Genomic DNA, 23663 nt, shown 5'->3' on the forward strand with positions numbered 1-23663 from the left:
CACCTCTCTTTCGTAATATATTGTTTTTGTAAATTAAACCATAGACTTTACTCACATTTGTACCTAATTATGTTGAGCTTATTTATTTAAATTTATACACATTATTACATTGAAACATTTTATTATCCTAAAGAAAAATTAACCATATTTTAATGACATTTCATAAAAAACAGTTTATTATAATATATGTTAATATAGTAAAAAGGAGTGTATATATGATAATACTTAATTTTATTAGAGGTATTTTTATGGCAATGGCAGATAGTGTCCCTGGTGTATCTGGTGGTACTATCGCATTTATACTCGGTTTTTATGATGAATTTATTTCATCACTAGATACTATTACTTCAAAAAATAGAAGCAAAAAAGAAAGAAAGAGAGCTTTATCCTTTCTAATTAAAATAGGATTAGGTTGGGTATTTGGTTTTATATTATCTGTTATATTTATATCTGCAATCTTTGAAAGCCAAATATACAAAATCAGTTCATTATTTGTTGGCTTTATAATATTTTCATTACCATTAATAATTATTGAAGAAAGAAAATCAATAATAGGTAAATATAAAAATATTCTTTGGACTGTTTTAGGATTAGCATTAGTTGTTTTAATAACTTACTTCAATCCAGTATCTTCTGATGCAACTAATTCTATATCCTTTGCTAATCCTAATTTAATACTATACATTTATGTACTAATATGTGGAATCATCGCTATATCCGCTATGATTTTACCTGGGATTTCAGGTTCAACATTGTTACTTATTTTTGGATTATATGTTCCTATAATATCTTCTATAAAAGAAATTTTACACTTTAATTTTTCTTATTTTCCAATAGTTTTTGTTTTTGCAATAGGAGTTATTATCGGAATTTTATCCATTATAAAATTAATAAAAAAATTATTAATTACTAAAAGATCTCAATTAATTTATTTCATATTAGGGCTTATGTTAGGTTCTATTTATGCAGTATTTATGGGACCTACAACATTAGAAATTCCTAAACCTGCAATGACTTTTAATACATTTAGTATTATTTTCTTTTTAATAGGTGGTGCAATTATATTACTTCTTCAAAAAACTAAAACCGCATTTAAAAAAAATTCTATGAAAAAAACAAAAATAAAATGTGAGACATCTAAGGTTAATTAATGAAATAATTTTATCGTTTTACTTTTATTTCTTGTAATATTTTAAAATGTTTATATCCATAATAAGAATGTAAGTTAAAGATTTTTAAATTCTTAACCTATAATCTTAAAATAAAAGGAGAAACTAAAATGCAAGAAAAAAAAGCTCAAGATTATATTAACGAAGTAAAAACTACTCTAACATCAGCTGAATCATGTTTACAACAAGCATGTAATAAAGCAGAAAAAACTCAAAATAAAGAAAAAATAGAAAATGCTTTACATTCTATTAAAACAGCTTGTGATTGCTTAAATCAATATAGAGACTAAAATCATACATTAAAATAAAGGCATTAAAAGAGATATTATCTCTTTTAATGCCTTTATATATTTTGTTTTAGATATATATCTGAAAACTCTACTCTTGTGCCCTTAATATAATTTTGTAAATCTGTGTATTCATTTATTAACATAGCATCTTCATAAATTATATTAGGTAATTTTATAGTAAACTCAGTCCATTTATTTACTTCACTTTCAACTTCTATGCTACCACCATGAAGTTCAATCAATGATTTTGATAATGATAAACCGATACCACTTCCTTCACTTATTTTAGTTAATCTATGATTTACTTGTCCAAATTTTTCAAATATTCTTTCTAACTTATGCTCCTCTATACCGATTCCTGTATTTTTAACTATAATCTTTATAAAATCATTAGACTCTTTTATAAAAACATTAATCTCACCATTTTCATTATTAAATTTGATAGCATTTGATATAATATTTAACATGACCTTTTCAATCTTATTTAAATCAAAAGATATTATTTTTTCTTCCATTTCAGTATCAAAAATCATATTTATATTATTTTTCTTACCAAATTCAACAGTTGAATCGAAAATATCCTCAATAAATCTTACTATATCATAAGTCTGAGGATTAAAATCTAAAGTTCCAGTATCTAACTTTGTACAATCTATCAAATTATTTACTAATCTTAATAATCTTAAAGCATTTTTATCTATATCTTGAATATAACCATGATACTTTCTATTTTCACATTTATAACACTTTCCAATAGTTTGATTTATCATTTGAAGTGCACTAAATATAACATTTAAAGGTGTCATAAATTCATACGATAAATTAGCAAAAAATTCAGTCCTCAATCTTTCAAATTCCAAATCCAATTTTTTTCTAGTTGTTATATCCCTAGTTAAGCATAATAATCCATCAATATTATCATTTTTATCAGTAAAAGGTATCTTTATTGTTTCTAGATATTTAACCTTTCCTTTTTTATCTACAATTTTATTATAGTATGCTTTTTCTTTTTTACATAACATTACTTCTTCATCTTGATTCATACATTCACAAGGATTCATATCCATATCTGTTTCTATTTCATTTTCTTTTTTACCTATTATATTTTCTATTTTGGAATTATAAGCTTTTGCAAATGCTTCATTGCAATAAGTAATTACACCTTTAGCATCTTTATATGATATTTTATCTGGAATTTTTTTATTTATTATTTCTATAAGCTTTTCCTGTTTACGACATTTTTTTTCACATCTACATAAAAGGCTTAATTCGCTAGTAAACCAAATACAAATTTTATTATTTTCTAATTTATTAATACTTATATTATAATATTTATCTATACTGGGTATATATAAATCTAAGCTACATTCTATATCATGTTCTAACTTTAATATAGCCTTTTCTACTGATTCAAAACTACTTAATCCAAAAGTTTTTAAAAAGCTATTATCTTTTAAACTAATCAATTCTATCATTTTTATATTTAAATACTCTATTTCTAAATCTAGAATTTGACCACATTTACGTACTAATCTCCCTAATACACAAGGGATAGGACTTTTGTTAATCATATCCAAATATACTTTATCCATATTATCCATAATTCTAACCCTCTATTGCATCTCTTTAGTTAATTTTAATACTTATATTTTAACACATTTTTATTTTTTTGGAATATTATATCACGAAATAATTTCTAACTATATATTTTTTTATCATCTTATACATATTGGTAATAATATAAATTAACAACTCTACATTTTGGAGGATATAATGAATTCTTTTTTAGAACTCAATCCAGTACTTCAAGGACTTCTTGCAACTATTTTTACATGGGCAATTACAGCATTAGGAGCATCATTAGTGTTTTTCTTTAAAAAGGTAAATAAAAAATTTTTAAATTCCATGTTAGGTTTTAGCGCAGGTGTTATGATTGCTGCGAGTTTTTGGTCTTTGCTTATGCCCTCTATTGAACTGTGCCAAGAACTTTCAGTCAATAAATTTATTATTCCATCCATAGGATTTCTTCTTGGAGGAATTTTTATAATCTTTGCTGATAAATTTATGGACAAGTTTTCTTATGGAAAAATACTAGGATATGATAGCAATAAAATATCTAGCGAAAGTAAGTATAAAAAAAGCATTCTTTTAGTTATAGCAGTTACACTTCACAATATACCTGAAGGTTTAGCTGTTGGGGTTGCATTTGGTGGTGTTGCAGCAGGAATCCCTGGAACTAGCATAGTAGCAGCCATAACTCTAGCATTTGGAATAGGACTTCAAAATTTCCCTGAAGGCGCTGCTGTTTCACTCCCTCTTAGAAAAGAAGGTTTATCTGTTAAAAGAAGTTTCTTTTATGGACAACTCTCAGGATTAGTTGAACCAATTGCAGGAGTTTTTGGTGCTTTAGCCGCTTTAACTGCAAGATCAGTTTTACCAATACTTTTAGCATTTTCAGCAGGCGCTATGATTTCTGTTGTAGGTTCAGAACTTTTACCTGAATCATGCATAGAAAACAAAACCTTAACTACTATTGGATTAATTTTAGGATTTATTGTCATGATGATTTTAGATGTAGCTCTTGGATAAATATAAAATTTAATTATTATAATAAGTTTACAAAAACTCATTAAACTTAAGATACACTTATTAATTAAAGCAGTATATCATAAATTTTTATGATATACTGCTTTATTTTAATGCATAATTTATTCTAAATATTTACTTAAATATTTTCCTGTATATGAATTTTTAATCTTACATATTTCCTCAGGCGTTCCACAGCCAACTATCTTTCCGCCTTTATCTCCACCTTCAGGTCCTAAATCAATTAAATAATCAGCACATTTTATCATATCTAAATTATGTTCAATTACAACAACCGTATTCCCTCCATCAACTAATCTTTGAAGAATTTTTATAAGTCTTCTTACATCATGAATATGAAGACCTGTTGTTGGCTCATCTAAAATATACATAGTCTTACCTGTACTTCTCTTTGAAAGTTCATACGCAAGTTTTATTCTTTGAGCTTCTCCTCCTGAAAGCTGAGTAGATGGTTGTCCAAGCCTTATATACCCAAGACCCACATCATAAAGAGTTTGAAGTTTATTTTTTATTCTTGGTATATTTTCAAAAAATTCTAAAGCATCTTCTACTGTCATATTCAAAATATCATCAATATTTTTACCTTTATATTTGACTTCTAATGTTTCTCTGTTGTATCTTTTTCCCTTACAAACCTCACATGGCACATAAACATCAGATAAAAATTGCATTTCTATTTTTATTATTCCATCACCACTACACGCCTCACATCTTCCTCCTTTAACATTAAAAGAAAATCTTCCTGGCTTATATCCTCTCATTTTAGCTTCTTGAGTTTGAGAAAATAATTCTCTTATTATATCAAATGTTCCTGTATAAGTAGCCGGATTACTTCTTGGAGTTCTACCTATTGGACTTTGGTCAATATCTATTATTTTGTCTATATTCTCATATCCTAAAATCTCTTTGTGATTTCCTGGGATATATTTAGATTTATTTATTATTTTATTAAGACCTTTATACAAAATTTCATTTGTTAATGTACTTTTTCCAGAACCAGATACTCCTGTTATCATTGTTAAAGTCCCCAAAGGCACTTTGACATTAACATTTTTTAAATTATTTTCTCTTGCACCTTTTATAGTAATAAAGTTTCCATTTCCTTTTCTTCTTTCCTTCGGAACTTCTATTTTTTCTTGTCCAGTTAAATATCTTCCTGTTAATGAATTTTTATCTTTTAAAATTTCATCATATGTTCCTGCAAAAGTAACTTCCCCACCATGTTCTCCAGCACCAGGACCAATATCTACTATATAATCAGCCTCTCTTATAGTATCCTCATCATGCTCAACAACAATTAAAGTGTTTCCTACATCTCTTAATTTTTTCAAGGTTGCTATAAGTCTATCATTATCTCTCTGATGAAGCCCTATTGATGGTTCATCTAAAATATATAAAACACCCATAAGTTGAGAACCAATTTGAGTTGCAAGCCTTATTCTTTGTGCCTCACCACCTGATAATGTTCCCGCATTTCTAGCTAAATCTAAATAATCTAATCCAACATTTATTAAGAAACCTAATCTCTCTTTTATTTCTTTTATTATCTGACCACTTATTATTGTATCTTTCTCTGAAAACTCTAAAGAATTTATAAAATCAAGTTCTTCTCCAATAGACATCTTAGTAAATTCAGTTATATTTTTGCCACCAATAGTTACTGCTAACGCCTCTGATTTTAGTCTAGCTCCTTTACATTTAGGACATGGATTATCACTCATATATCTTTCTACTTCTGTCTTTATAAGATCAGAATTTGTTTCCATATATCTTCTCTTTAAACTATTTATTTCACCTTCAAAGGAATGATTATAAACAGATTCTACTCCATCTTTTATGTAAGTTACAGCAATTTTATCTCCATTTAATCCATACATAAGAACATGTTGAACTTCCTTGGATAAATCTTTATACTTTGTATCTAAGCTAAAATTATATTTATTCATTAATGCGGTTAAAACTGCATAAGTCCAAGAATCTTTTTTAAGCCTAGCATCTCCCCAAGTGGATATAGCTCCTTCTCTTATTGATAAATCTTTATTTGGAACAACTAAGTTTTCATCTATTTCTAATAAAGTCCCAAGTCCATCACAATAATCACATTTTCCAAAAGGTGAATTAAATGAAAATAACCTTGGTTCTAACTCATCTATACTTATACCACAATCAGGACAAGCGAAATTTTCACTAAACAACTTATCCTCTTCTTTATCAATTAAATTTATAATAACCAATCCATCAGCTAACTTTAAAGCCATTTCAATTGAATCAGCTAATCTAGTTTCTATCCCATCTTTAACTATTAATCTATCTATAACAGCTTCTATATTATGTTTCTTATTTTTTTCAAGTTTCACATCTTCTTCTGTTAAATCATAAATGCTCCCATCAACTCTAGCCCTAACATATCCTTGCCTTTTTATATTCTCTAATACTTTTTCGTGAGTTCCTTTTCTGCCCCTTATTATTGGACTTAAAATTTGAATTTTTTCTCTATGTGATAAAGACATAACAGAATCTACTATTTGGTCTACAGATTGTTTTGATATTTCTTTTCCACACTTAGGACAATGAGGAATTCCAACCCTAGCATATAAAAGTCTTAAATAATCATAAATTTCAGTTACAGTTCCGACAGTAGAACGTGGATTTTTTGATGTTGTCTTTTGGTCTATTGATATAGCCGGTGATAGCCCTTCAATACTCTCAACATTTGGCTTATCCATTTGACCTAAAAACTGTCTCGCATAAGATGATAAAGATTCTACATATCTTCTTTGCCCTTCTGCATAAATAGTATCAAAAGCTAAAGAAGACTTACCTGATCCCGAAAGTCCAGTAAATACTACTAATTTATCCCTAGGTATTTTTAAATCTATATTTTTTAAATTATTAACTTTAGCTCCTTTTACAACAATTACATCTTTCATTTGTTACTCCTTATCTATATCAAAAAGTTTGTTTTTAACTAATTTATATTAAAATTCTTTTAAATTATATTAAATTCAATATGCAAACATAAGTTCGATTACTAATTATTTTATGCTTGTTAACTTATCATGTCAAATTCAAAATGAATTAAAATAATATTTTTATATATAGTATAATTAATTTAAATAATTATTATTAAAATTTTAAGGAGAAAAATATGAATGCTAACGAAAGACGTAAAAAAATTTTATTAATGATAAAAGAATCAAAAAAACCACTTAGTGGTTCTTATATAGCAAAAGAATTAAATGTAAGTCGCCAACTTATAGTTGGAGATGTTGCACTTTTAAGAGCTTCTGGCTCTAATATAATTTCAACAGCTAGAGGCTACATTATAAATAACAATAAAGAAAATGATAAATTTTTATTAAAAACCATAGCCTGCAGACATACTAAAGAAGATATGCAAGATGAATTAAATATAATAATAGACGAAGGTGCAACTGTTATAAACGTAATAATAGAGCATCCAGTTTACGGACAATTAACAGGAGATTTACATTTATCTTCTAGACGTCATATTTTAGATTTTATAGAAAAATTAAAATCTAAAGATTCTCCTATGTTATCCAAACTCACACAAGGGATACATCTTCACACTATAAAATGCGAAAACGAAGAAATTTATAATAATATCCTAAATTCACTTAGAAAAAAAGGATACTTACTATAAAACAATTAATAAATTATCTATAACCAACAATAACTACCAATACCTTTATCTATTTTAAGATAAAAATTAATGTTAATAAGATATTTATTGATATTTTTGTAATAATTGTATAAAATTATAATTATTAAGTTATAACCAAAAGGGGTGGTAGTTATTAGTTCAAAAAAATATATTTACTTAGTATTTTCAAGAACAGGCACGTTATTTTCAAGAGTTATAAATTTTGGACTTAGCCACAAATATGCCCATGTATCTCTTAGTTTTGATTCTAGTTTAAATGTTATGTATTCCTTCGGTAGAATTAATCCTGACAATCCTTTTATAGCTGGATTAATTAAAGAAAATATAAATGGTGGAATTTTCACTAAATTTCCTTATAGCGAATGCATGATATATAAAGTTAAAGTTTCTGAAACTCAACTTAAAACATTAAAAAAAGAATTGAATATATTCATGGAAGAACAAAAAAAATATCGATATAACTTTTTAGGAGTTTTTACTGCTTATTGGGACAAACCTCGTGAAAAAGACTATTATTATTTTTGCTCACAATTTGTTTCAGAACTTCTTATAAAAAGTTCTATTTACAAAAGTAATAAACCTCCTGCATTAATAAGCCCTAAAGATTTATTAGATATTAATAATAAAGAGATAATTTATGAAGGACTAGTTTGTAACTATTCTAAATCTATTTCAAATGCTTTAATAGCGTATTAGATAAAACATAAAAATTAAAAGAATAAGCTATATTAAATTAGCCTATTCTTTATTGCTATACATCTTTTTTAAGTTCCTTTATAATGTCCCTAAGTTCTGCAGCTCTTTCAAATTGAAGATTTTTAGCCGCTTCCTTCATTTCTTTTTCATATTCTTTAATAAGTTTATTCTTATCTAAAACTTTTTCCTTTTTATTAAATTTGCTTGCCTTAACCTCTTCTAATTCAACAGCTTCTATAACTTTTCTTACTTCCTTTTTTATTGTTTTAGGCACTATATTATGCTCTTTATTATAATTTGTCTGAATCTCACGTCTTCTTTCAGTTTCCTTTATTGCTCTATCCATAGAATTAGTTATTGTATCCGCATACATTATAACTTTACTCTCCGCATTCCTAGCAGCTCTACCTATTGTTTGTATCAATGATATTTCAGACCTTAAAAATCCTTCCTTATCAGCATCTAAAATCGCTACTAATGCAACTTCTGGAATATCTAATCCTTCTCTTAAAAGATTTATTCCAACCAAAACATCATACTTGCCAAGCCTTAAATCCTTTATTATTTTCATTCTTTCTATGGTATCTACATCTGAGTGCATATAGACAGCCTTTATATTTAATTCCTTTAAATATTTTGTTAAATCCTCAGCCATTTTCTTAGTTAATGTAGTTATCAAAATTCTAAAACCTTTTTTAATAGTTTCATTAATTTCCCCATATAAATCATCAATTTGTCCATTTGTTGGTTTTATTATTATTTCAGGATCTAAAAGCCCTGTTGGTCTTATTATTTGCTCTGCAATGTTTTTAGAATGTTCCAGTTCATATTTTCCTGGAGTTGCACTTACAAAAACAACTTGATTTATTTTCTTTTCAAATTCTTCAAATTTTAAAGGTCTATTATCAAATGCACAAGGAAGCCTAAATCCATATTCAACCAAACTTTCTTTTCTAGACCTATCTCCTGCATACATGGCTTTCACCTGTGGAATAGTTACATGACTTTCATCAATAAACATTAAAAAATCCTTTGGAAAAAAGTCTATTAAAGTTTGTGGTGGAGTCCCTGGAGCTCTATTATCTAAAATTCTTGAATAATTTTCTATACCCTGACAATACCCCATTTCTCTTATCATTTCTATATCGAAATTTGTTCTTTGCTTAAGTCTTTGAGCCTCTAAAATTCTATCCTGTTCATTTAATTCTTGAAGCCTTTTTTCAAGCTCTTCTTCTATAACTTTTATAGCTTTTTCTTGCGTTTCTTGAGTTGTAGCAAAGTGAGATGTCGGTGTTATACTAACATGATTTCTATTCCCTATAATTTTTCCTGTTAAAACATCAAATTCTCTTATTCTGTCTATCTCATCTCCAAAAAATTCTACCCTTATTCCTTTAGATGATGAATATGATGGAATTATGTCTAGATTATCTCCTCTAACTCTAAAAGTTCCTCTTGAAAAATCAATATCATTTCTTTCATATTGAAGTTCTATAAGTCTTTTAACAACTTCATCTCTATCTTTAACCATTCCAGGTCTTAAAGAAATAGTAAGTTTTTTATATTCTTCTGGATTACCAAGACCATAAATACAAGAAACAGATGCCACAATTATAACATCTCGTCTCTCTAAAAGAGCCGATGTTGCTGAGTGACGAAGTTTATCTATTTCATCATTTATTGACGCATCTTTTTCTATAAAAGTATCAGTATGAGGAACATACGCCTCTGGTTGATAATAATCATAATATGATACAAAATATTCAACTATATTATTAGGAAAAAGTTCTTTAAATTCTGAGCATAGCTGAGCTGCTAAAGTTTTATTATGAGCTAGTATAAGAGTTGGTCTTTTTTCTTTCTCTATTATATTAGCCATAGTAAATGTTTTTCCAGACCCTGTAACACCCAAAAGAGTTTGTCCCCAATCCATTCTATTTATTGAATTTACTAAACTTTCAATTGCTTGAGGTTGATCACCATTTGGTTTAAATTTTGAACTTATTTTAAATTCACCCATATTTTAATCTTTAGTAGCCTTTTTCTACTAAACAATCCACATCCTTTCCTTGCTTTTATTTTAACTTATATTATTACTCCTATAATTTTTAAAATTAAACTTATTCTAAAAAACCCTTTATTTTATACTAACACTAATTATGAAACTGAAAAATAAAAAATCGTATTAAAGATTAAATAATTTAAAATAATCATCTTTCTTCAATACAATTAATTAAATGTATATTTAAACATTTTTTTTAAGTTCTGATAATTGCAATAATTTATCTATATTATATTTTTTTCTTATGTTTACAGGAACTAAAATCACTCCAAACCTCATAGACTTACTCTTACTACTTATAATGTATTCTTTAACCTCACCCTTTATATTTTTAATCTTCAATGTAGTATTTATATAGTTATCCCTTATAGATTTAAGTATTTCTTTCTCACTAAAAGGTTTCAGCCCATTTAACTCTATTATTTTATCTCCACTTCTTACGCCTTCTCTAAAAGCTCTAGATTTTGGGACAACATCTAAAATACATATTCCTTCCTCATCTGAAACAAAAAGTGGTTTAGAATTTTTTTCAATATGCTTTTCTATGTATTTTATAATTATATAAATAATCGACATTAGTATTACAGACAATACTTCAAACATTACATTATATCTACTAAAGAAAGATATTAAAAATAATATTCCACCATATACAACCATTATACCTCCAGAAATTAAAGTTTTTTGCACCTTATTTTTAGTAAAGGTAACAGCCTCATATCCTATAACAGCATAAAATGGTAAAATAGCTAATGCTGTCATGGTGGTTATGGGAATTAAATCCCTTCCTATTATCGAAGAATATATATTAGAAAAATCAATATTTTGCAATGTAAAATCATTTATAGAATTAAATATAATGAAAAATGCTACAGGTAAACTCCAACATCTTTTAAAAATAAATCCTCCCAAAATTTTATCATTTTTATTAGTAAAAACAGGAATATAACCTTTTCTTCCATCAATCATTATAAGTATTCCTTGAACTATAGAAATAATACTAATTAATATTATAATATTAGGTATATTTAACTGCATTTTAATAACTCGTCCAACATTAAACCTTGAACAAATTAAACTTATCAAACTTAAAACAGTAGCTACATATGGAAAACTAAAAATTTTAGGTTTATAAATTATTACTACTATTGATATTAAAAACAGCATTGCAATACCTGAATTTTCTTCGAAACTTACACCAAAAGTAGTTAAAATTAAACTAGCTATACTTCCTGCAATTATTCCTATGACTATTTGAGAAATTGTTAATTCTAGAGGAGAATTTATTTTCTCCCCTAATACCATTGTTTGTATAAAATTTATTTTCTTATTTTTTATATAAAATACTACAGAAATTACTAAAAGTAACAAAAGCAAGACTGGATTTACCCAAACATAAGATATAGCTTTTATAGTTGCTAGCACTACATTCAAAATAGCACCTCCTTAAGCTTACTTTAATTAAGTTTTTCTTTCATAACGTCTATGGCTTTTATAAGTTGTGTATCACTATCTTTACTATATTGTGTCTCTGTTGAATCTTTTAAATACTCTACTTCCACATGTGGCTTAATACCTATTGAGTGTATATTTTCCCCATTTGGAGTATAATATTTAGAAATTGTAACTTTAAGAGCTGTATTATCTGATTTATCATCTAAAACAACTTGAACAACACCTTTTCCAAAAGATGTTTCTCCAACTAAAGTTCCAAGATTATAATCACGTATAGCACCTGACACAACTTCAGAAGCTGATGCAGTTCCACCATTAATTAAAACAACTAATGGCATACCTTGCGCAATTCCACCTGTTGAAATATTTTCTTCTACTTTTCCATTTTTATCAACTGTTGAAACAATAACCTTTCCCTTTTCAATAAATTGAGATGCAACAGTTACACATTCTTTCATAAGACCACCTGGATTTCCTCTTAAATCTAAAATTAATCCCTTAATATTGGATTCTTTAAGTTTAGTTAGACTTTCAATAAATTTTTCTGAAACCCCAGAATCAAAAGATGATATACTTATATACCCTATATTATCTTGTAAAATATCATCTGTAACACTTATTGTCTCTATAACATCCCTTTGAACCTGAACGTCAAAATCACCCTTATTTTCTCTATAAATACCTATAGTTAACATTTTTTTTTCAGTTCCTTTTATCATTGATAATGCTGTTTCTAAACTTTCTCCATTAACCTCAACTCCATTAACACTTGTTATAATATCCCCAGACATAATTCCAGATTTTTGTGCTGGAGAATTATCAATTGGAGCTATTACAGTTATTTTATTATCTTTAACACCTACTTGAACCCCTATTCCCATATAATTCCCTTCACTTTGCTCCTTAAAAGTAGCATATTCACTTTCATTCATAAAATAAGTATATGGATCTTCCAATGAAGATACCATTCCCTTTATTGCACCTTCTGCTAAGATACTATCATCTATTTCCCCATCATACCACTTATAAAGAGTTTCTCTTATTTCAAAAAGTTTTTCAAATTCAGTCACATCAGATATTGAGGCATAACCTGCATAACTTGGAAGTATTCCTTTAGAAGTTAAAACATTTCCAATATATATAGAGCCACTTACAGTAGCTGTTAATCCCATAACTAAACCTATATTTTTTATATTCTTTTTATTTTTTCTAATCACAATTTCACCCTTTCAAAAAAAAAGCTTAAAATACATTGTAAAAATTATGTATTTTAAGCTTAATATAAGTAGATAAATGCTATCTAAATTAATCATTTATACAAATATTTTAATCATATGAATCAGTTTATTTTACATTTATTAATATAACCATTTTAGTAAATAATATACTAATTATATAAGTAACTAATATTTTTATATTTTAAACATGTAAAAATTTTCTCAAAGCAATTATACTTCCAAAAATACCTATTAACATACCAGAAACTATAAATTCCCATGACATTGTAGTCAAAACATAACTTGGGCTTAAGAATGTCATTAAAACAATATTTTGAACTAATAATTCATATACCGCTTTATATGCAAAATATAAAATTATTGTAGCAAATACTCCACCAGCTAATCCTATAACCATTCCTTCTATTATAAATGGCCATCTAATAAACCAATCTGTTGCACCAACAAATTTCATAATTCCAATTTCTCTTCTTCTTGAAAATACAGTTATTTTTATTGTATTCATTATCAAAAATAAAGATATTCCAATAAGAACTATGAATAATGCTATACCAACCCATCTTACAGTTCTAGATACTGAGTCTATAGTATTTATTAAATTTTGATCATTTCCAACACTCTCAACACCAGCTAAATATTGTGTTTCACCAGTTGCTAAACTTTCTGCATTCGTATTATCCTCTGTAACGCTCATAGCTTTAACTACTGCATCAGCAACATTAGGATCACTTAATTTAACAGTAAACGATGCTGGAAGAGGATTATTCTCATCAGTATAACCAGCTAAAATCTTTTCATTTCCCTCTATTTGTTTCTTAAACTGTGCTAAAGCTTCATTTTTACTTACATAAATTACTCCTGTAACGCCTTCAATATTTTTAAGCATATTTTCTATGTTCTGCTGTTGTGTTGCATCTATGTTATCATTTAAAAAAACTTTTACTTCAACTTTAGACTGAACAGTATTAAGTTCCATATTAACATTTAAAGCTGTAAGCATAAAAGCTCCAAAAACAAGTAAGGTAGTTAAAACTGTTGCCACGGAAGCTATGCTTATTGTCTTATTCCTATTTAAACTCTTGAAGGCATCGGATATGAAATGTTTAAACGTACTAATTCTCATACTCGTATCCCCCTTTTTCCTCATCTCTAACAACTTGTCCCTTCTCAATTGCTATTACTCTCTTTTGCATATCATCAACTATTTCTTTTGCATGAGTTGCCATTACAACAGTTGTTCCACTTCTATTTATATCTTCAATTAAAGCCATAATTTCCTTTGCTGTTTCTGGATCTAAATTTCCAGTTGGTTCATCTGCTATTAAAACAAGTGGCTTATTTACAATTGCTCTTGCAATAGAAACCCTTTGTTGTTCTCCACCTGATAACTGATTTGGAAACATCTTTTGTTTATTAGATAAACCCACAAGAGATAATGCTATAGGTACTTGTTTTTTTATTTCACTCGGTGATGCTTCTAGTACTCTCATTGCAAAAGCTACATTTTCATAAACATTAAGTGATGGTATAAGTCTAAAATCCTGAAATACCATACCTATTTTTCGTCTATGGAAAGGAACTTTTTTTCTTTTTATCTTTGATAATTCTATTCCGTCTACTATTATCTGTCCTTCTGATGGTTCAATTTCTTTTAGTAACATCTTAACAAAGGTTGATTTTCCAGCACCGCTTGGACCAACTAAAAAAACAAAATCACCAGCGTCAATTTTAATATTAACGTTAGATAATGCTTTTACATTGTTATCATACACCTTACTAACATTCTTAAATTCAATCATATAGACACTCCTTAGTTATTTTTCTCAACAATTGAATATTTATGTAATTGTTGAAATTTTAATATATTTTTAAAAAATATATTACATTATACCATAGAAAGTATCTAAATTCCACTTAAATAAAAAAGCTTTATTAGCAGTCTTACTACCAATAAAGCTTTTAACTATTCCATTATTTAATATATTCTATTTTAAACTAACAGCTCTTTTACAAGCAGAAACAACATTTTCAGAAGTTAAACCATAAGCTCTTAGAAGTTCATCTGGTTTACCACTTTCACCAAACTTATCATTAACACCAATTCTTATAACTGGAACAGGTCTTTCTTCACACACAACCTCAGATACTGCAGAACCTAATCCTCCTATTATACTGTGCTCCTCAACTGTAACTATTGCACCAGTTTCTCTAGCAGCTTTTAGTATAATTTCTTTGTCTATAGGTTTTAAAGTGTGTATGTTTATAACTCTAGCATTTATACCTTCTTTAGCTAACATTTCTTTAGCCTCTAAAGCAACATCTACCATTATTCCTATTGCAACTATTGTTACATCATTACCACCTGCAAGTTCAACACCTTTTCCAATTTCAAAACTATATCCAGCTCTATCATTTATAACATTTACTGCCGCTCTTCCAAGTCTTACATAACAAGGCCCATTATATTTTGCAACAGCTCTTATTGCAGCTTCAGTTTCAATTGCATCTGATGGACATATAACTGTCATGTTTGGTATACTTCTCATTAAAGATAAATCTTCAATAGCTTGATGAGATGCACCATCTTCTCCTACTGTAAGTCCTGCATGAGTTGCACATACCTTTACGTTTAAATTAGGATAACATATAGAGTTTCTTATTTGTTCAAAAGCTCTTCCTGCTGCAAACATAGCAAAAGTACTAACAAAAGGAATCTTTCCACAAGTTGAAAGTCCTGCTGCAACTCCCATCATATTTCCTTCTGCAATTCCCATATTGAAAAATCTATCCTCTGCTACCTTTTTAAAATCCGCTGTTTTTGTAGACTTTGAAAGATCTGCGTCTAATACTACTATATTTTCAACTTCTTCAGCTAATTTTGCTAAAGTTTTTCCGTAAGCTTCTCTTGTTGCTATTTTATTTGCCATTACTCTTGTCCTCCTAACTCTTTAAGTGCCTTTGCACATTGTTCTTTACTTGGAGCAGTTCCATGCCATGCTGCTTCATTTTCCATAAATGAAACACCTTTTCCTTTTATAGTATTTGCAATTATACAAGTTGGCATATTCTTAGTATTTCTTCCTTTTTCTATAGCTTCTATTATTTCTTTATGACTATGTCCATCTATTATAAGAACATTCCATCCAAAAGCCTCAAATTTTTTATCTATTGGTCTTGGATTCATTACATTTGTAACATCTCCATCTATTTGTAATCCATTTGAATCTACGAATATTGTTAAATTATCTAATTTATAATGAGCTGCTGCCATTGCTGCTTCCCACACTTGTCCTTCTTCAAGCTCTCCATCCCCTAAAACTGCAAATGTTCTATAAGATTTATTATCAAGCTTTCCTGCTAATGCCATTCCAACTGCTGCTGATATTCCTTGACCTAATGAACCTGTTGACATATCTATCCCTGGTAAATCATTCATGTTTGGATGTCCTTGAAGCTTTGAACCTATTTTTCTTAAAGTTTTTAATTCTTTAGCATCAAAAAATCCCTTTCTTGCTAAAGCACTGTATAGAGCTGGTGCTGCATGCCCTTTTGATAAAACAAATCTATCCCTATTTTCATCCTTTGGATTTTTAACATCTATATTCATTTCCTTAAAATATAATGTTGCTATTATATCTGCTATTGATAATGATCCTCCTGGATGTCCTGATGCTGATTCTGTCAACATTTCTACAATATCTTTTCTTATTACTCTTGATATTTCTTTTAAATTTTCTATGCTATTCATGTGCTCCTCCTACAATTTATTAAAAACTTTTATTTTCGTCTTTCAAATTACTTCTTAATTTTAGTTTTTGATTATATGATTAATATTATAAATATTTATTCTAATTATTCAACTTAACTTTTATTTATATATTGTATTTAAATTAATTTATTACGGTAAAACTCATATTTCTACACTATTACTCCAATAAGGTATAATATATATCATAAATCCATTAAATAGTATAGCATATTTATTAAATATTTGACACATTAAATCATTAAAAAATATAAAAAAAGCTGTTTAATAAAATTAAACAGCTCACTTGTCCACTTTTTTTACCGATTTAATGATAAGCTTATCATCATTGCTTTATTAACCTTTTTCATGTCTTCGTCAGTCATATGTCCTATTTTTTCTTTTAATCTTCTTTTATCTAAAGTTCTAACTTGTTCTAACAAAACAACAGAATCTCTATTTAGTCCATATTCTTCTGATGAAATCTCAACATGTGTTGGTAATTTAGCTTTATTTATTTGTGAAGTAATAGCAGCTACTATAACAGTAGGGCTATACTTATTTCCTATATCATTTTGTATTACTATTACAGGTCTTATTCCGCCTTGCTCCGAGCCTACAACTGGGCTTAAATCGGCATAAAATATGTCCCCTCTTTTTACATTCAACTTAGTCATTTTTTATCACACTCCGCAAAGCCATCTCTCATATTCTAATTCATCATAAAATTCTGCAGTTACTGCTTCTTCAGCATAACCTAAATTGATAGAAGCCATTTCCTTATAGCCTCTTTTCATCCATTCAAATAAATCATTATTTTCTGATTTACTACATGATATTAACTTATAGTTAATAAATCCACTATTTGGTTGTATTTTTTTTAAATTTTTTTTAAATTCCTTTGATTTTGACATGACTTCTGTTCTCCTTAAATGCAAAAAAGAGTTAAATATGTATTCATTATATTGCAATATATATCATGTTGTCAAAGGGTTCTTCTATAGTTTTTTTATTTTTTTGCATTTGTTTTTATTTTTTTGCATTTTATCTTGCCAAATCATTTTTCATTATTAAATCAAACTTAATTTCCTTTTATAAATTCACTATAACCTATATTAAGCTTTTCAGCATTATTTTTATCATATATTATAGCTTTAAATGGCTTTTTATTTTTTATATCAATATATAATTTTTCCTTATAAAAATTTTGATTTCCACTTAAAAGTAGGTAATCAATAACAAGATACTCTATATTTTCTATAGTTTCATAAGAATAAGTAACATTATTTTCCTCATTTAAAAATCTAGATAAATAATTAATAAACATGAATTGATAAAAATTATCAAAATCTTCTGATACTGAATAATTTTTATTTTCATCTATATATTTCATATATATCTTACCATCTTTAAATATTTCCATCCTGTTTTCTAATGTTATTTTAGTTTCATTATCTCCATTAAACTCAATTAATCCCTCTTCTTTAAATTCTGCCCTTGAATTTTTCACAATATATGTAACCTTTGTGGAATAAGAATCAATATTTGATAACTTGTCTAAAATATTCTCTGGTCTATTTAATTCCACATTCTGCTTATAAATTAGAACCCCACAAACACCCATCATGCCAATAGTTAATAGTATACATAATAAAATATTTTTTTTCTTTTTCATTATTTCCTCCGAAATTCAAATATTATATTACATACTATTAAACTTAACTAAATTTTATTCTATGATACTATACTTTTCTTTTTCTTCTTATGTATAACATTTTTTTATCTCAATATTATTACAACCATGTCAAAAGATTAACCTAAATTTTCGAATACAGCATAAGCAACAGCATTGCTCTTACTATGAGAAATAGTAAGATGAATTTTATATGCTTGTCTATCCCCTAAAATATATTCTATATTTTTCTTTATTTTATTTTCTATATTGACTAAGGGTTTACCAAGCTCATCTCTTAGCACTTCTATATCTAAAAAAGAAATACCTCTAAACCCTGTCCCTAAAGCTTTACTTATTGCTTCTTTTGCTGCAAAATTTCCAGCTATTACTTCAATATTCATTTTTCTATTCTGAAAATATTCTATTTCTTTATTTGTAAAAATTTTTTCCAAAAACTTATTTTGCTTTTTAATAGCTTTCTCTATTCTATCTATTTCTATTATATCTACTCCTATACCTAAAATCATTTTTCCTCCATGGTACTTTATAAGGTATATATTTAGACTACTAAAAATTATATTTAAATCCTATTTAAATTCACTCACATATTCATCCACTTTCTCTCCAATTATATCAACTAAATGAATTGGAGATACTTCATTTTTATATAAAATAGAAAGAAGCTCCCTAACTTTTTCTAAATAGTAAGATATTTTTTCTATTGAATTTCTTTCAATATTTATTAAAACATCATTATTAAAGTCTTTTCTTTCAATTTCAATTCCATAAGTATTTACTTCATTATATTTAGTTTCAATAATCCTATATTGATAGTCATGTCTTAAATTATCATAATTTCTAACAATATTCAAATTCTGAACAATTTTCATAAATATCCCCCTTAAACAAAAACACTAACTCAGTAATATAATATTAGCACTTATATGGGAAAAAGTATGTCAAATCATGCAATGTAAATTTATTATCTAAAAGTTAATTAACGACATTTAATTAACATTTTTATTATTTTTTGTATTTAATTAACTTTTAAATTGTACTATTTCGACTAATTTTTATGTAAGCAAAAAAATGATTACTTTTTTTGTAAATTAAATTTATAGCATTTTTTATTTTCTTATTAAATTATTAAAAAAATAATAAAATGTAAAATTAATCCATATAAAAATTTACAATTTGTTAACATTTAATTCTTTACCTAAATCTAATATATACTTTTCTATTTTTAATTTTTTATATCTTCTTACTACCAATTCCCTACATATATTATGATAACATTTTTTTTCTTATATTTATATGCTATTGGTTCACTTATAATTCTTTCTTTTATAATATTAATTTAATTCTTGCATATATATTTTCCTAATTTTTTTAACTATATATTATTATCAGAATGATATTTTTTTCTATTTTCTATTCACTCTAGTAAAAATTTTAGTTATAATATAAGTATAAATATTTTATTCTAGGAGGTAATTAAATGGCTATATTAGTATGTGGTGGTGCTGGTTATATAGGAAGCCATATGGTGGCTGAACTACTTGTACAAAATAAAGAAGTAATAATCCTTGATAATTTTGAAAAAGGTCATGAAGACGCTATTTTAGGAGGTAAAATTTATAAAGGTGATTTAAGAGATAAAAATATTCTTGATAAAATTTTTACTGAAAATCATGTAGAAGCTGTTATCGATTTCGCTGCCTATTCATTAGTTGGCGAAAGTATGGTAGAACCTCTAAAATATTTTAATAATAATGTTTCAGGTACAATAAGTTTACTAGAAGCAATGAAGAAATATGGAGTAAAATATATAGTATTTTCCTCTACTGCTGCAACTTATGGTGAACCTGAAAACACACCTATTTTAGAAAATGATAAAACTATTCCTACTAATGCATATGGCGAATCTAAGTTATTAGTTGAAAAGATACTTAAATGGTGCGATACATGCTATGGAATTAAATTTACTGTTTTAAGATACTTTAATGCTGCTGGAGCACATATAAATGGAAAAATAGGAGAGGATCACTCACCAGAAACACATCTTATCCCTCTAATACTCCAAGTAGCTTTAAATAAGAGGGATGAAATAATGATATTTGGAGATGACTACAAAACTAAAGATGGTACCTGTGTAAGAGATTATATCCATGTATCTGATTTAGCATCAGCTCATCTTTTAGCTTTAAACAGATTAATTGATGGTGGAGAAAGTAGAATTTATAATCTTGGTAATGGTACTGGATTTACAGTAAAAGAAGTTATAGAAGTAGCTCGAAAGGTTACTAATCATCCTATTCCAGCTAAAATAGCTCCAAGAAGAGCAGGAGACCCTGCCATTCTTATAGCTTCATCAGATAAAGCTATATCTGAATTAAATTGGAAACCTAAATTCAACTCATTAGAAACTGTAATTGAAACTGCTTGGAAATGGCATAGTTCACATATTGACGGTTATTCAAAATAATCGTGACTTATTTATAATATAAATTTCTTTACATTTATTATATAATAAAGAATAAGCTTATATAATACTTTAAAATTATATTAAATCAAGCTTATTCTTTATTCTGTTTTCTAAGTGTATTATTTATTTTTCTTTTTTTTATACTCTATTATATAAGCATTTAACTCTCCACCGACTAATAAAGTCAATGAACTTATAAACAACCAAATCATAATAGCAAACACAGCTGACAATCCACCGTAAATTCTAGCATAATTATTAAAATTATTTACATAAAAAGTAAATATCAATGATGTTACAATCCACCCTATAGTTGTAAAAATTGCTCCTGGCATTACTTCTTTCCATCCTAATCTTTTGCAAGGGGTAACATTATACAAAAACAAAAATATTATAAACATTACTATAAGAATTATACTATAACGCCCTGCATACCAAAATATGTTTATTAAAAACTGATGATGCAATTTTAAAATTATAAATTTTTCTATTACTCCTCCAAAAACAAATAATAGTAGAGTCATAGCTATTGTCCACGCTAATAATAATGTATATACTATAGATAAAAATTTTCTTAATATGTAACTTCTAGTTTCTTGAACATCATAGGACATATTAAGCCCTTTAATTACTGCTCCAAACCCCGAAGATGATACCCATATAGCAAGTATAATACTTCCCCACATCACATCAGATCTTTGAGTATCTATAATTGTTCCTATTGTAGTTTTTATTAATTCAAACGATGTTTTTGGCATTATTGTTGATAAAAACATAAGTAAATCATCACTACTAATTCTACTTTTTCCTATCAAAGTTATTAAAAATATTAAAAAAGGTATAAATGCTAACATCAAGAAATATGCAAGTTGTGCTCCATTACCTATTATGTCATCTTTAAATATTTTTTTAATAAGTCCTATTATGAAAGAGACTTTTTTTTCTTTTTCATTACTCATTTAACACACCTACTATATTTTATTATTCCCTAAAAATCATAATAATATAAATGATATTATGGTAGTATGAAAATACAGATATTCTTACTATACCATATAATTTATTAATTATTCTACAAAAATATAGCAAGTCATACTACTAATTATATAACTTGCTTCACATATATTTTTTATATTTATTGTTTTTTATTCATGTGCAGAATAATAATCTTCTACTATTTTTTGCACTAAACTTTTTATAACACTACCTCGTGCAATTAACGTCATAACAATTAAAAAAGTTCTAATAGCTTCTGCATCTTTTTCATTTTGTATTTTATTTGTTCCCTTTATCAATTCTTCTAACTTTCCTTCATCTAGTAAAGGGACTGACAAAAAATCCTTTACGCTTTTTTCTTGAATTTCACAAAATCCTTGATAAGCATCCTCCCATGATAATATATCATCAGTTCTATCATTTATATTATTAAAAGCCAGTTTAAAAACCTTTTTTATTTCTTCTGTTGTTAATAAAGGTCTCATGTAGCTTAAAAGAGCTAATTGTGCTAAATGCATTTTAGTATAGCCTCTTTTTTTTCCATCCTCAGGTTTTGAAATAACTTCACTTTTTATATAATTTTGAACTATATTGTTAGTGTATTTATCATCTGGAAATTTATCATTTAAATAATCTATAACTTGAGATAAAAAAAGATCATATTTAGGCAAATCATCATAAGCTACCATATTACATTTTGAAATATCTTCAATAATATTCATTATGTAATCATTATTCAAATCACTACAACTCAAAATCGCACCTCATTCCTAGTATTTTACTTATTTATATTATATAGTATTTTAAATTACATTACAAGTTATTATTTGCTTCTTTATATATTAGTTTAAATCATAATTTTATAAACAAAACTTATATTATAAGTTAAAATTATTTTTCTATCTTTTCCGACTAATTTTGCATTTTAAATACTCTTTTTACCATTAGTTTTATATAATTCTTTATATTTTCAAAAATAATTTTTGCATATATTTTAAAATTATTTTTTATATATTTTTTGATTTATTTTCATTAAATTAAATAAATATCTAATTTTTTATAATTTTAAGTGTATAAAATGTTAGTAAAAAAATTTTTTATTGTATTTTTTTTATAATTTTATTATTATATATAAGTTTTGGGTATTGACTTTTCAAAATAATGGTAGTATATTGAATATATAAATTAATTTAAAAAAATTTTTATAATTTTATTTTCAAAAAAAGTATTGACTTATTATGACAACTTTGTTATTATCATATTATATTTTGTCGAAAGATGTAGACATGAGGAGGAACAAACATGAAATCAACAGGTGTAGTAAGAAGAGTAGATGAATTAGGAAGAATAGTTATTCCAATAGAATTAAGAAGAACTTTAGACATAGCTGAAAAAGATGCTTTAGAAATATATGTTGACGGTGAACAAATAATTTTAAAGAAATATGAACCAGCTTGTATATTCTGTGGAGATGCTAGAGATGTTGTTAATTACAAAGGTAAAAACATCTGCCAACATTGTTTAGATGAATTAAAAAAATAATCTAAATTAACATTTACA

23 protein-coding genes are annotated in these 23663 nt (G+C 26.7%); 7 read left to right on the forward strand and 16 right to left on the reverse strand.

Annotation, left to right across the window (positions count from 1 at the left end):
* Positions 1 to 215 precede the first annotated feature (215 nt).
* Both DR020_RS03355 and DR020_RS03360 read left to right on the forward strand, forming a co-directional pair.
* Positions 216 to 1151 (forward strand): DUF368 domain-containing protein, encoded by a 936-nt coding sequence (locus DR020_RS03355; RefSeq protein WP_058992264.1) that lies wholly within the window; start codon positions 216 to 218, stop codon positions 1149 to 1151.
* A 128-nt stretch (positions 1152 to 1279) separates the two neighbouring features.
* Positions 1280 to 1459, forward strand: coding sequence for a hypothetical protein (locus DR020_RS03360; RefSeq protein WP_055259891.1), 180 nt, complete (start codon positions 1280 to 1282; stop codon positions 1457 to 1459).
* A gap of 53 nt (positions 1460 to 1512) precedes the next feature.
* Here DR020_RS03360 and DR020_RS03365 read toward each other — a convergent pair whose 3' ends face one another.
* Complete coding sequence (locus DR020_RS03365; RefSeq protein ID WP_112365258.1) at positions 1513 to 3060, reverse strand: PAS domain-containing sensor histidine kinase; 1548 nt, start codon at positions 3058 to 3060, stop codon at positions 1513 to 1515.
* A 172-nt stretch (positions 3061 to 3232) separates the two neighbouring features.
* Between DR020_RS03365 and DR020_RS03370 the strand changes: the two genes are divergently transcribed.
* Positions 3233 to 4048, forward strand: coding sequence for a ZIP family metal transporter (locus tag DR020_RS03370; RefSeq protein ID WP_055259895.1), 816 nt, complete (start codon positions 3233 to 3235; stop codon positions 4046 to 4048).
* A gap of 119 nt (positions 4049 to 4167) precedes the next feature.
* Here the strand turns inward: DR020_RS03370 and uvrA are convergent, their stop codons facing one another.
* The gene (gene uvrA, locus DR020_RS03375) at positions 4168 to 6996 is read right to left on the reverse strand and encodes an excinuclease ABC subunit UvrA (protein ID WP_112365259.1); all 2829 of its coding nucleotides are present in this window, start codon (positions 6994 to 6996) and stop codon (positions 4168 to 4170) included.
* 218 nt (positions 6997 to 7214) lie between these two features.
* Between uvrA and DR020_RS03380 the strand changes: the two genes are divergently transcribed.
* Both DR020_RS03380 and DR020_RS03385 read left to right on the forward strand, forming a co-directional pair.
* On the forward strand, positions 7215 to 7730 hold the full coding sequence (locus DR020_RS03380; RefSeq protein ID WP_058992254.1) for a transcription repressor NadR: 516 nt from the start codon (positions 7215 to 7217) through the stop codon (positions 7728 to 7730).
* Between the two features lie 144 nt (positions 7731 to 7874).
* A complete protein-coding gene (locus tag DR020_RS03385; protein ID WP_235804588.1) occupies positions 7875 to 8447 on the forward strand; it encodes a hypothetical protein in 573 nt (190 codons plus the stop codon).
* A 55-nt stretch (positions 8448 to 8502) separates the two neighbouring features.
* Here the strand turns inward: DR020_RS03385 and uvrB are convergent, their stop codons facing one another.
* The 12 genes from uvrB to DR020_RS03445 all read right to left on the reverse strand — a co-directional run bounded on the left by uvrB (position 8503) and on the right by DR020_RS03445 (position 19512).
* Positions 8503 to 10467 carry an excinuclease ABC subunit UvrB gene (uvrB, locus tag DR020_RS03390; protein WP_112365260.1) on the reverse strand — a complete coding sequence of 655 codons (1965 nt, stop codon included), beginning with the start codon at positions 10465 to 10467 and terminating at the stop codon, positions 8503 to 8505.
* A gap of 225 nt (positions 10468 to 10692) precedes the next feature.
* A complete protein-coding gene (locus DR020_RS03395) occupies positions 10693 to 11943 on the reverse strand; it encodes a PDZ domain-containing protein (RefSeq protein ID WP_112365261.1) in 1251 nt (416 codons plus the stop codon).
* A 23-nt stretch (positions 11944 to 11966) separates the two neighbouring features.
* Entirely contained in the window at positions 11967 to 13136 is a 1170-nt protein-coding gene (locus DR020_RS03400) for a S41 family peptidase (RefSeq protein WP_112365303.1), read from the reverse strand.
* Between the two features lie 247 nt (positions 13137 to 13383).
* On the reverse strand, positions 13384 to 14325 hold the full coding sequence (gene ftsX, locus DR020_RS03405; RefSeq protein ID WP_112365262.1) for a permease-like cell division protein FtsX: 942 nt from the start codon (positions 14323 to 14325) through the stop codon (positions 13384 to 13386).
* Positions 14315 to 15001: a cell division ATP-binding protein FtsE gene (gene ftsE / locus DR020_RS03410; RefSeq protein WP_112365263.1), complete on the reverse strand. Its 687-nt coding sequence runs from the start codon at positions 14999 to 15001 to the stop codon at positions 14315 to 14317. Before ftsE ends, ftsX begins: the two co-directional genes overlap by 11 nt.
* A 186-nt stretch (positions 15002 to 15187) precedes the next feature.
* Positions 15188 to 16129, reverse strand: coding sequence for a transketolase family protein (locus tag DR020_RS03415; RefSeq protein ID WP_112365264.1), 942 nt, complete (start codon positions 16127 to 16129; stop codon positions 15188 to 15190).
* Complete coding sequence (locus DR020_RS03420) at positions 16129 to 16950, reverse strand: transketolase (RefSeq protein WP_112365265.1); 822 nt, start codon at positions 16948 to 16950, stop codon at positions 16129 to 16131. The genes DR020_RS03415 and DR020_RS03420 overlap by 1 nt, the downstream gene beginning before the upstream one ends.
* 317 nt (positions 16951 to 17267) lie before the next feature.
* Complete coding sequence (locus tag DR020_RS03425) at positions 17268 to 17624, reverse strand: type II toxin-antitoxin system PemK/MazF family toxin (protein WP_112365266.1); 357 nt, start codon at positions 17622 to 17624, stop codon at positions 17268 to 17270.
* Between the two features lie 6 nt (positions 17625 to 17630).
* Positions 17631 to 17861 carry a hypothetical protein gene (locus DR020_RS03430; protein ID WP_112365267.1) on the reverse strand — a complete coding sequence of 77 codons (231 nt, stop codon included), beginning with the start codon at positions 17859 to 17861 and terminating at the stop codon, positions 17631 to 17633.
* Positions 17862 to 18028: 167 nt separating this feature from the next.
* Positions 18029 to 18622 carry a germination lipoprotein GerS-related protein gene (locus DR020_RS03435; protein WP_112365268.1) on the reverse strand — a complete coding sequence of 198 codons (594 nt, stop codon included), beginning with the start codon at positions 18620 to 18622 and terminating at the stop codon, positions 18029 to 18031.
* A gap of 137 nt (positions 18623 to 18759) precedes the next feature.
* On the reverse strand, positions 18760 to 19149 hold the full coding sequence (gene acpS, locus DR020_RS03440) for a holo-ACP synthase (RefSeq protein ID WP_055260225.1): 390 nt from the start codon (positions 19147 to 19149) through the stop codon (positions 18760 to 18762).
* A gap of 60 nt (positions 19150 to 19209) precedes the next feature.
* Positions 19210 to 19512 (reverse strand): DUF6514 family protein, encoded by a 303-nt coding sequence (locus DR020_RS03445; RefSeq protein WP_055260224.1) that lies wholly within the window; start codon positions 19510 to 19512, stop codon positions 19210 to 19212.
* A gap of 608 nt (positions 19513 to 20120) precedes the next feature.
* Here DR020_RS03445 and galE point away from each other — a divergent pair.
* Entirely contained in the window at positions 20121 to 21107 is a 987-nt protein-coding gene (galE, locus tag DR020_RS03450) for a UDP-glucose 4-epimerase GalE (RefSeq protein WP_112365269.1), read from the forward strand.
* A gap of 119 nt (positions 21108 to 21226) precedes the next feature.
* Here galE and DR020_RS03455 read toward each other — a convergent pair whose 3' ends face one another.
* Together DR020_RS03455 and DR020_RS03460 are read right to left on the reverse strand one after the other, a co-directional pair.
* The gene (locus tag DR020_RS03455) at positions 21227 to 22066 is read right to left on the reverse strand and encodes a YihY/virulence factor BrkB family protein (RefSeq protein WP_055260222.1); all 840 of its coding nucleotides are present in this window, start codon (positions 22064 to 22066) and stop codon (positions 21227 to 21229) included.
* 186 nt (positions 22067 to 22252) lie between these two features.
* The gene (locus DR020_RS03460) at positions 22253 to 22825 is read right to left on the reverse strand and encodes a DUF1836 domain-containing protein (protein ID WP_112365304.1); all 573 of its coding nucleotides are present in this window, start codon (positions 22823 to 22825) and stop codon (positions 22253 to 22255) included.
* A gap of 580 nt (positions 22826 to 23405) precedes the next feature.
* On the opposite strand from DR020_RS03460, the gene DR020_RS03465 reads away from it, so the two are divergent.
* On the forward strand, positions 23406 to 23645 hold the full coding sequence (locus DR020_RS03465; RefSeq protein ID WP_055260221.1) for an AbrB/MazE/SpoVT family DNA-binding domain-containing protein: 240 nt from the start codon (positions 23406 to 23408) through the stop codon (positions 23643 to 23645).
* The last annotated feature ends 18 nt before the right edge of the window (positions 23646 to 23663 follow it).

The sequence above is a fragment of the Sarcina ventriculi genome (assembly GCF_900456775.1).
Taxonomy (GTDB): domain Bacteria; phylum Bacillota; class Clostridia; order Clostridiales; family Clostridiaceae; genus Sarcina; species Sarcina ventriculi.

What these genes read in the sequence shown, in the direction of transcription:
- DR020_RS03460 (WP_112365304.1), bottom strand. Translation starts at nt 22,825, where the DNA reads ATGAATATTATTGAAGATATTTCAAAATGTAATATGGTAGCTTATGAT.
- DR020_RS03420 (WP_112365265.1), bottom strand. Translation starts at nt 16,950, where the DNA reads ATGAATAGCATAGAAAATTTAAAAGAAATATCAAGAGTAATAAGAAAA.
- DR020_RS03355 (WP_058992264.1), top strand. Translation starts at nt 216, where the DNA reads ATGATAATACTTAATTTTATTAGAGGTATTTTTATGGCAATGGCAGAT.
- DR020_RS03455 (WP_055260222.1), bottom strand. Translation starts at nt 22,066, where the DNA reads ATGAGTAATGAAAAAGAAAAAAAAGTCTCTTTCATAATAGGACTTATT.
- ftsE (WP_112365263.1), bottom strand. Translation starts at nt 15,001, where the DNA reads ATGATTGAATTTAAGAATGTTAGTAAGGTGTATGATAACAATGTAAAA.
- DR020_RS03435 (WP_112365268.1), bottom strand. Translation starts at nt 18,622, where the DNA reads ATGAAAAAGAAAAAAAATATTTTATTATGTATACTATTAACTATTGGC.
- DR020_RS03365 (WP_112365258.1), bottom strand. Translation starts at nt 3,060, where the DNA reads ATGGATAATATGGATAAAGTATATTTGGATATGATTAACAAAAGTCCT.
- DR020_RS03370 (WP_055259895.1), top strand. Translation starts at nt 3,233, where the DNA reads ATGAATTCTTTTTTAGAACTCAATCCAGTACTTCAAGGACTTCTTGCA.
- uvrA (WP_112365259.1), bottom strand. Translation starts at nt 6,996, where the DNA reads ATGAAAGATGTAATTGTTGTAAAAGGAGCTAAAGTTAATAATTTAAAA.
- DR020_RS03425 (WP_112365266.1), bottom strand. Translation starts at nt 17,624, where the DNA reads ATGACTAAGTTGAATGTAAAAAGAGGGGACATATTTTATGCCGATTTA.
- DR020_RS03415 (WP_112365264.1), bottom strand. Translation starts at nt 16,129, where the DNA reads ATGGCAAATAAAATAGCAACAAGAGAAGCTTACGGAAAAACTTTAGCA.
- uvrB (WP_112365260.1), bottom strand. Translation starts at nt 10,467, where the DNA reads ATGGGTGAATTTAAAATAAGTTCAAAATTTAAACCAAATGGTGATCAA.
- DR020_RS03360 (WP_055259891.1), top strand. Translation starts at nt 1,280, where the DNA reads ATGCAAGAAAAAAAAGCTCAAGATTATATTAACGAAGTAAAAACTACT.
- DR020_RS03430 (WP_112365267.1), bottom strand. Translation starts at nt 17,861, where the DNA reads ATGTCAAAATCAAAGGAATTTAAAAAAAATTTAAAAAAAATACAACCA.
- ftsX (WP_112365262.1), bottom strand. Translation starts at nt 14,325, where the DNA reads ATGAGAATTAGTACGTTTAAACATTTCATATCCGATGCCTTCAAGAGT.
- DR020_RS03445 (WP_055260224.1), bottom strand. Translation starts at nt 19,512, where the DNA reads ATGAAAATTGTTCAGAATTTGAATATTGTTAGAAATTATGATAATTTA.
- DR020_RS03465 (WP_055260221.1), top strand. Translation starts at nt 23,406, where the DNA reads ATGAAATCAACAGGTGTAGTAAGAAGAGTAGATGAATTAGGAAGAATA.
- galE (WP_112365269.1), top strand. Translation starts at nt 20,121, where the DNA reads ATGGCTATATTAGTATGTGGTGGTGCTGGTTATATAGGAAGCCATATG.
- acpS (WP_055260225.1), bottom strand. Translation starts at nt 19,149, where the DNA reads ATGATTTTAGGTATAGGAGTAGATATAATAGAAATAGATAGAATAGAG.
- DR020_RS03400 (WP_112365303.1), bottom strand. Translation starts at nt 13,136, where the DNA reads ATGGGATTAACAGCTACTGTAAGTGGCTCTATATATATTGGAAATGTT.
- DR020_RS03380 (WP_058992254.1), top strand. Translation starts at nt 7,215, where the DNA reads ATGAATGCTAACGAAAGACGTAAAAAAATTTTATTAATGATAAAAGAA.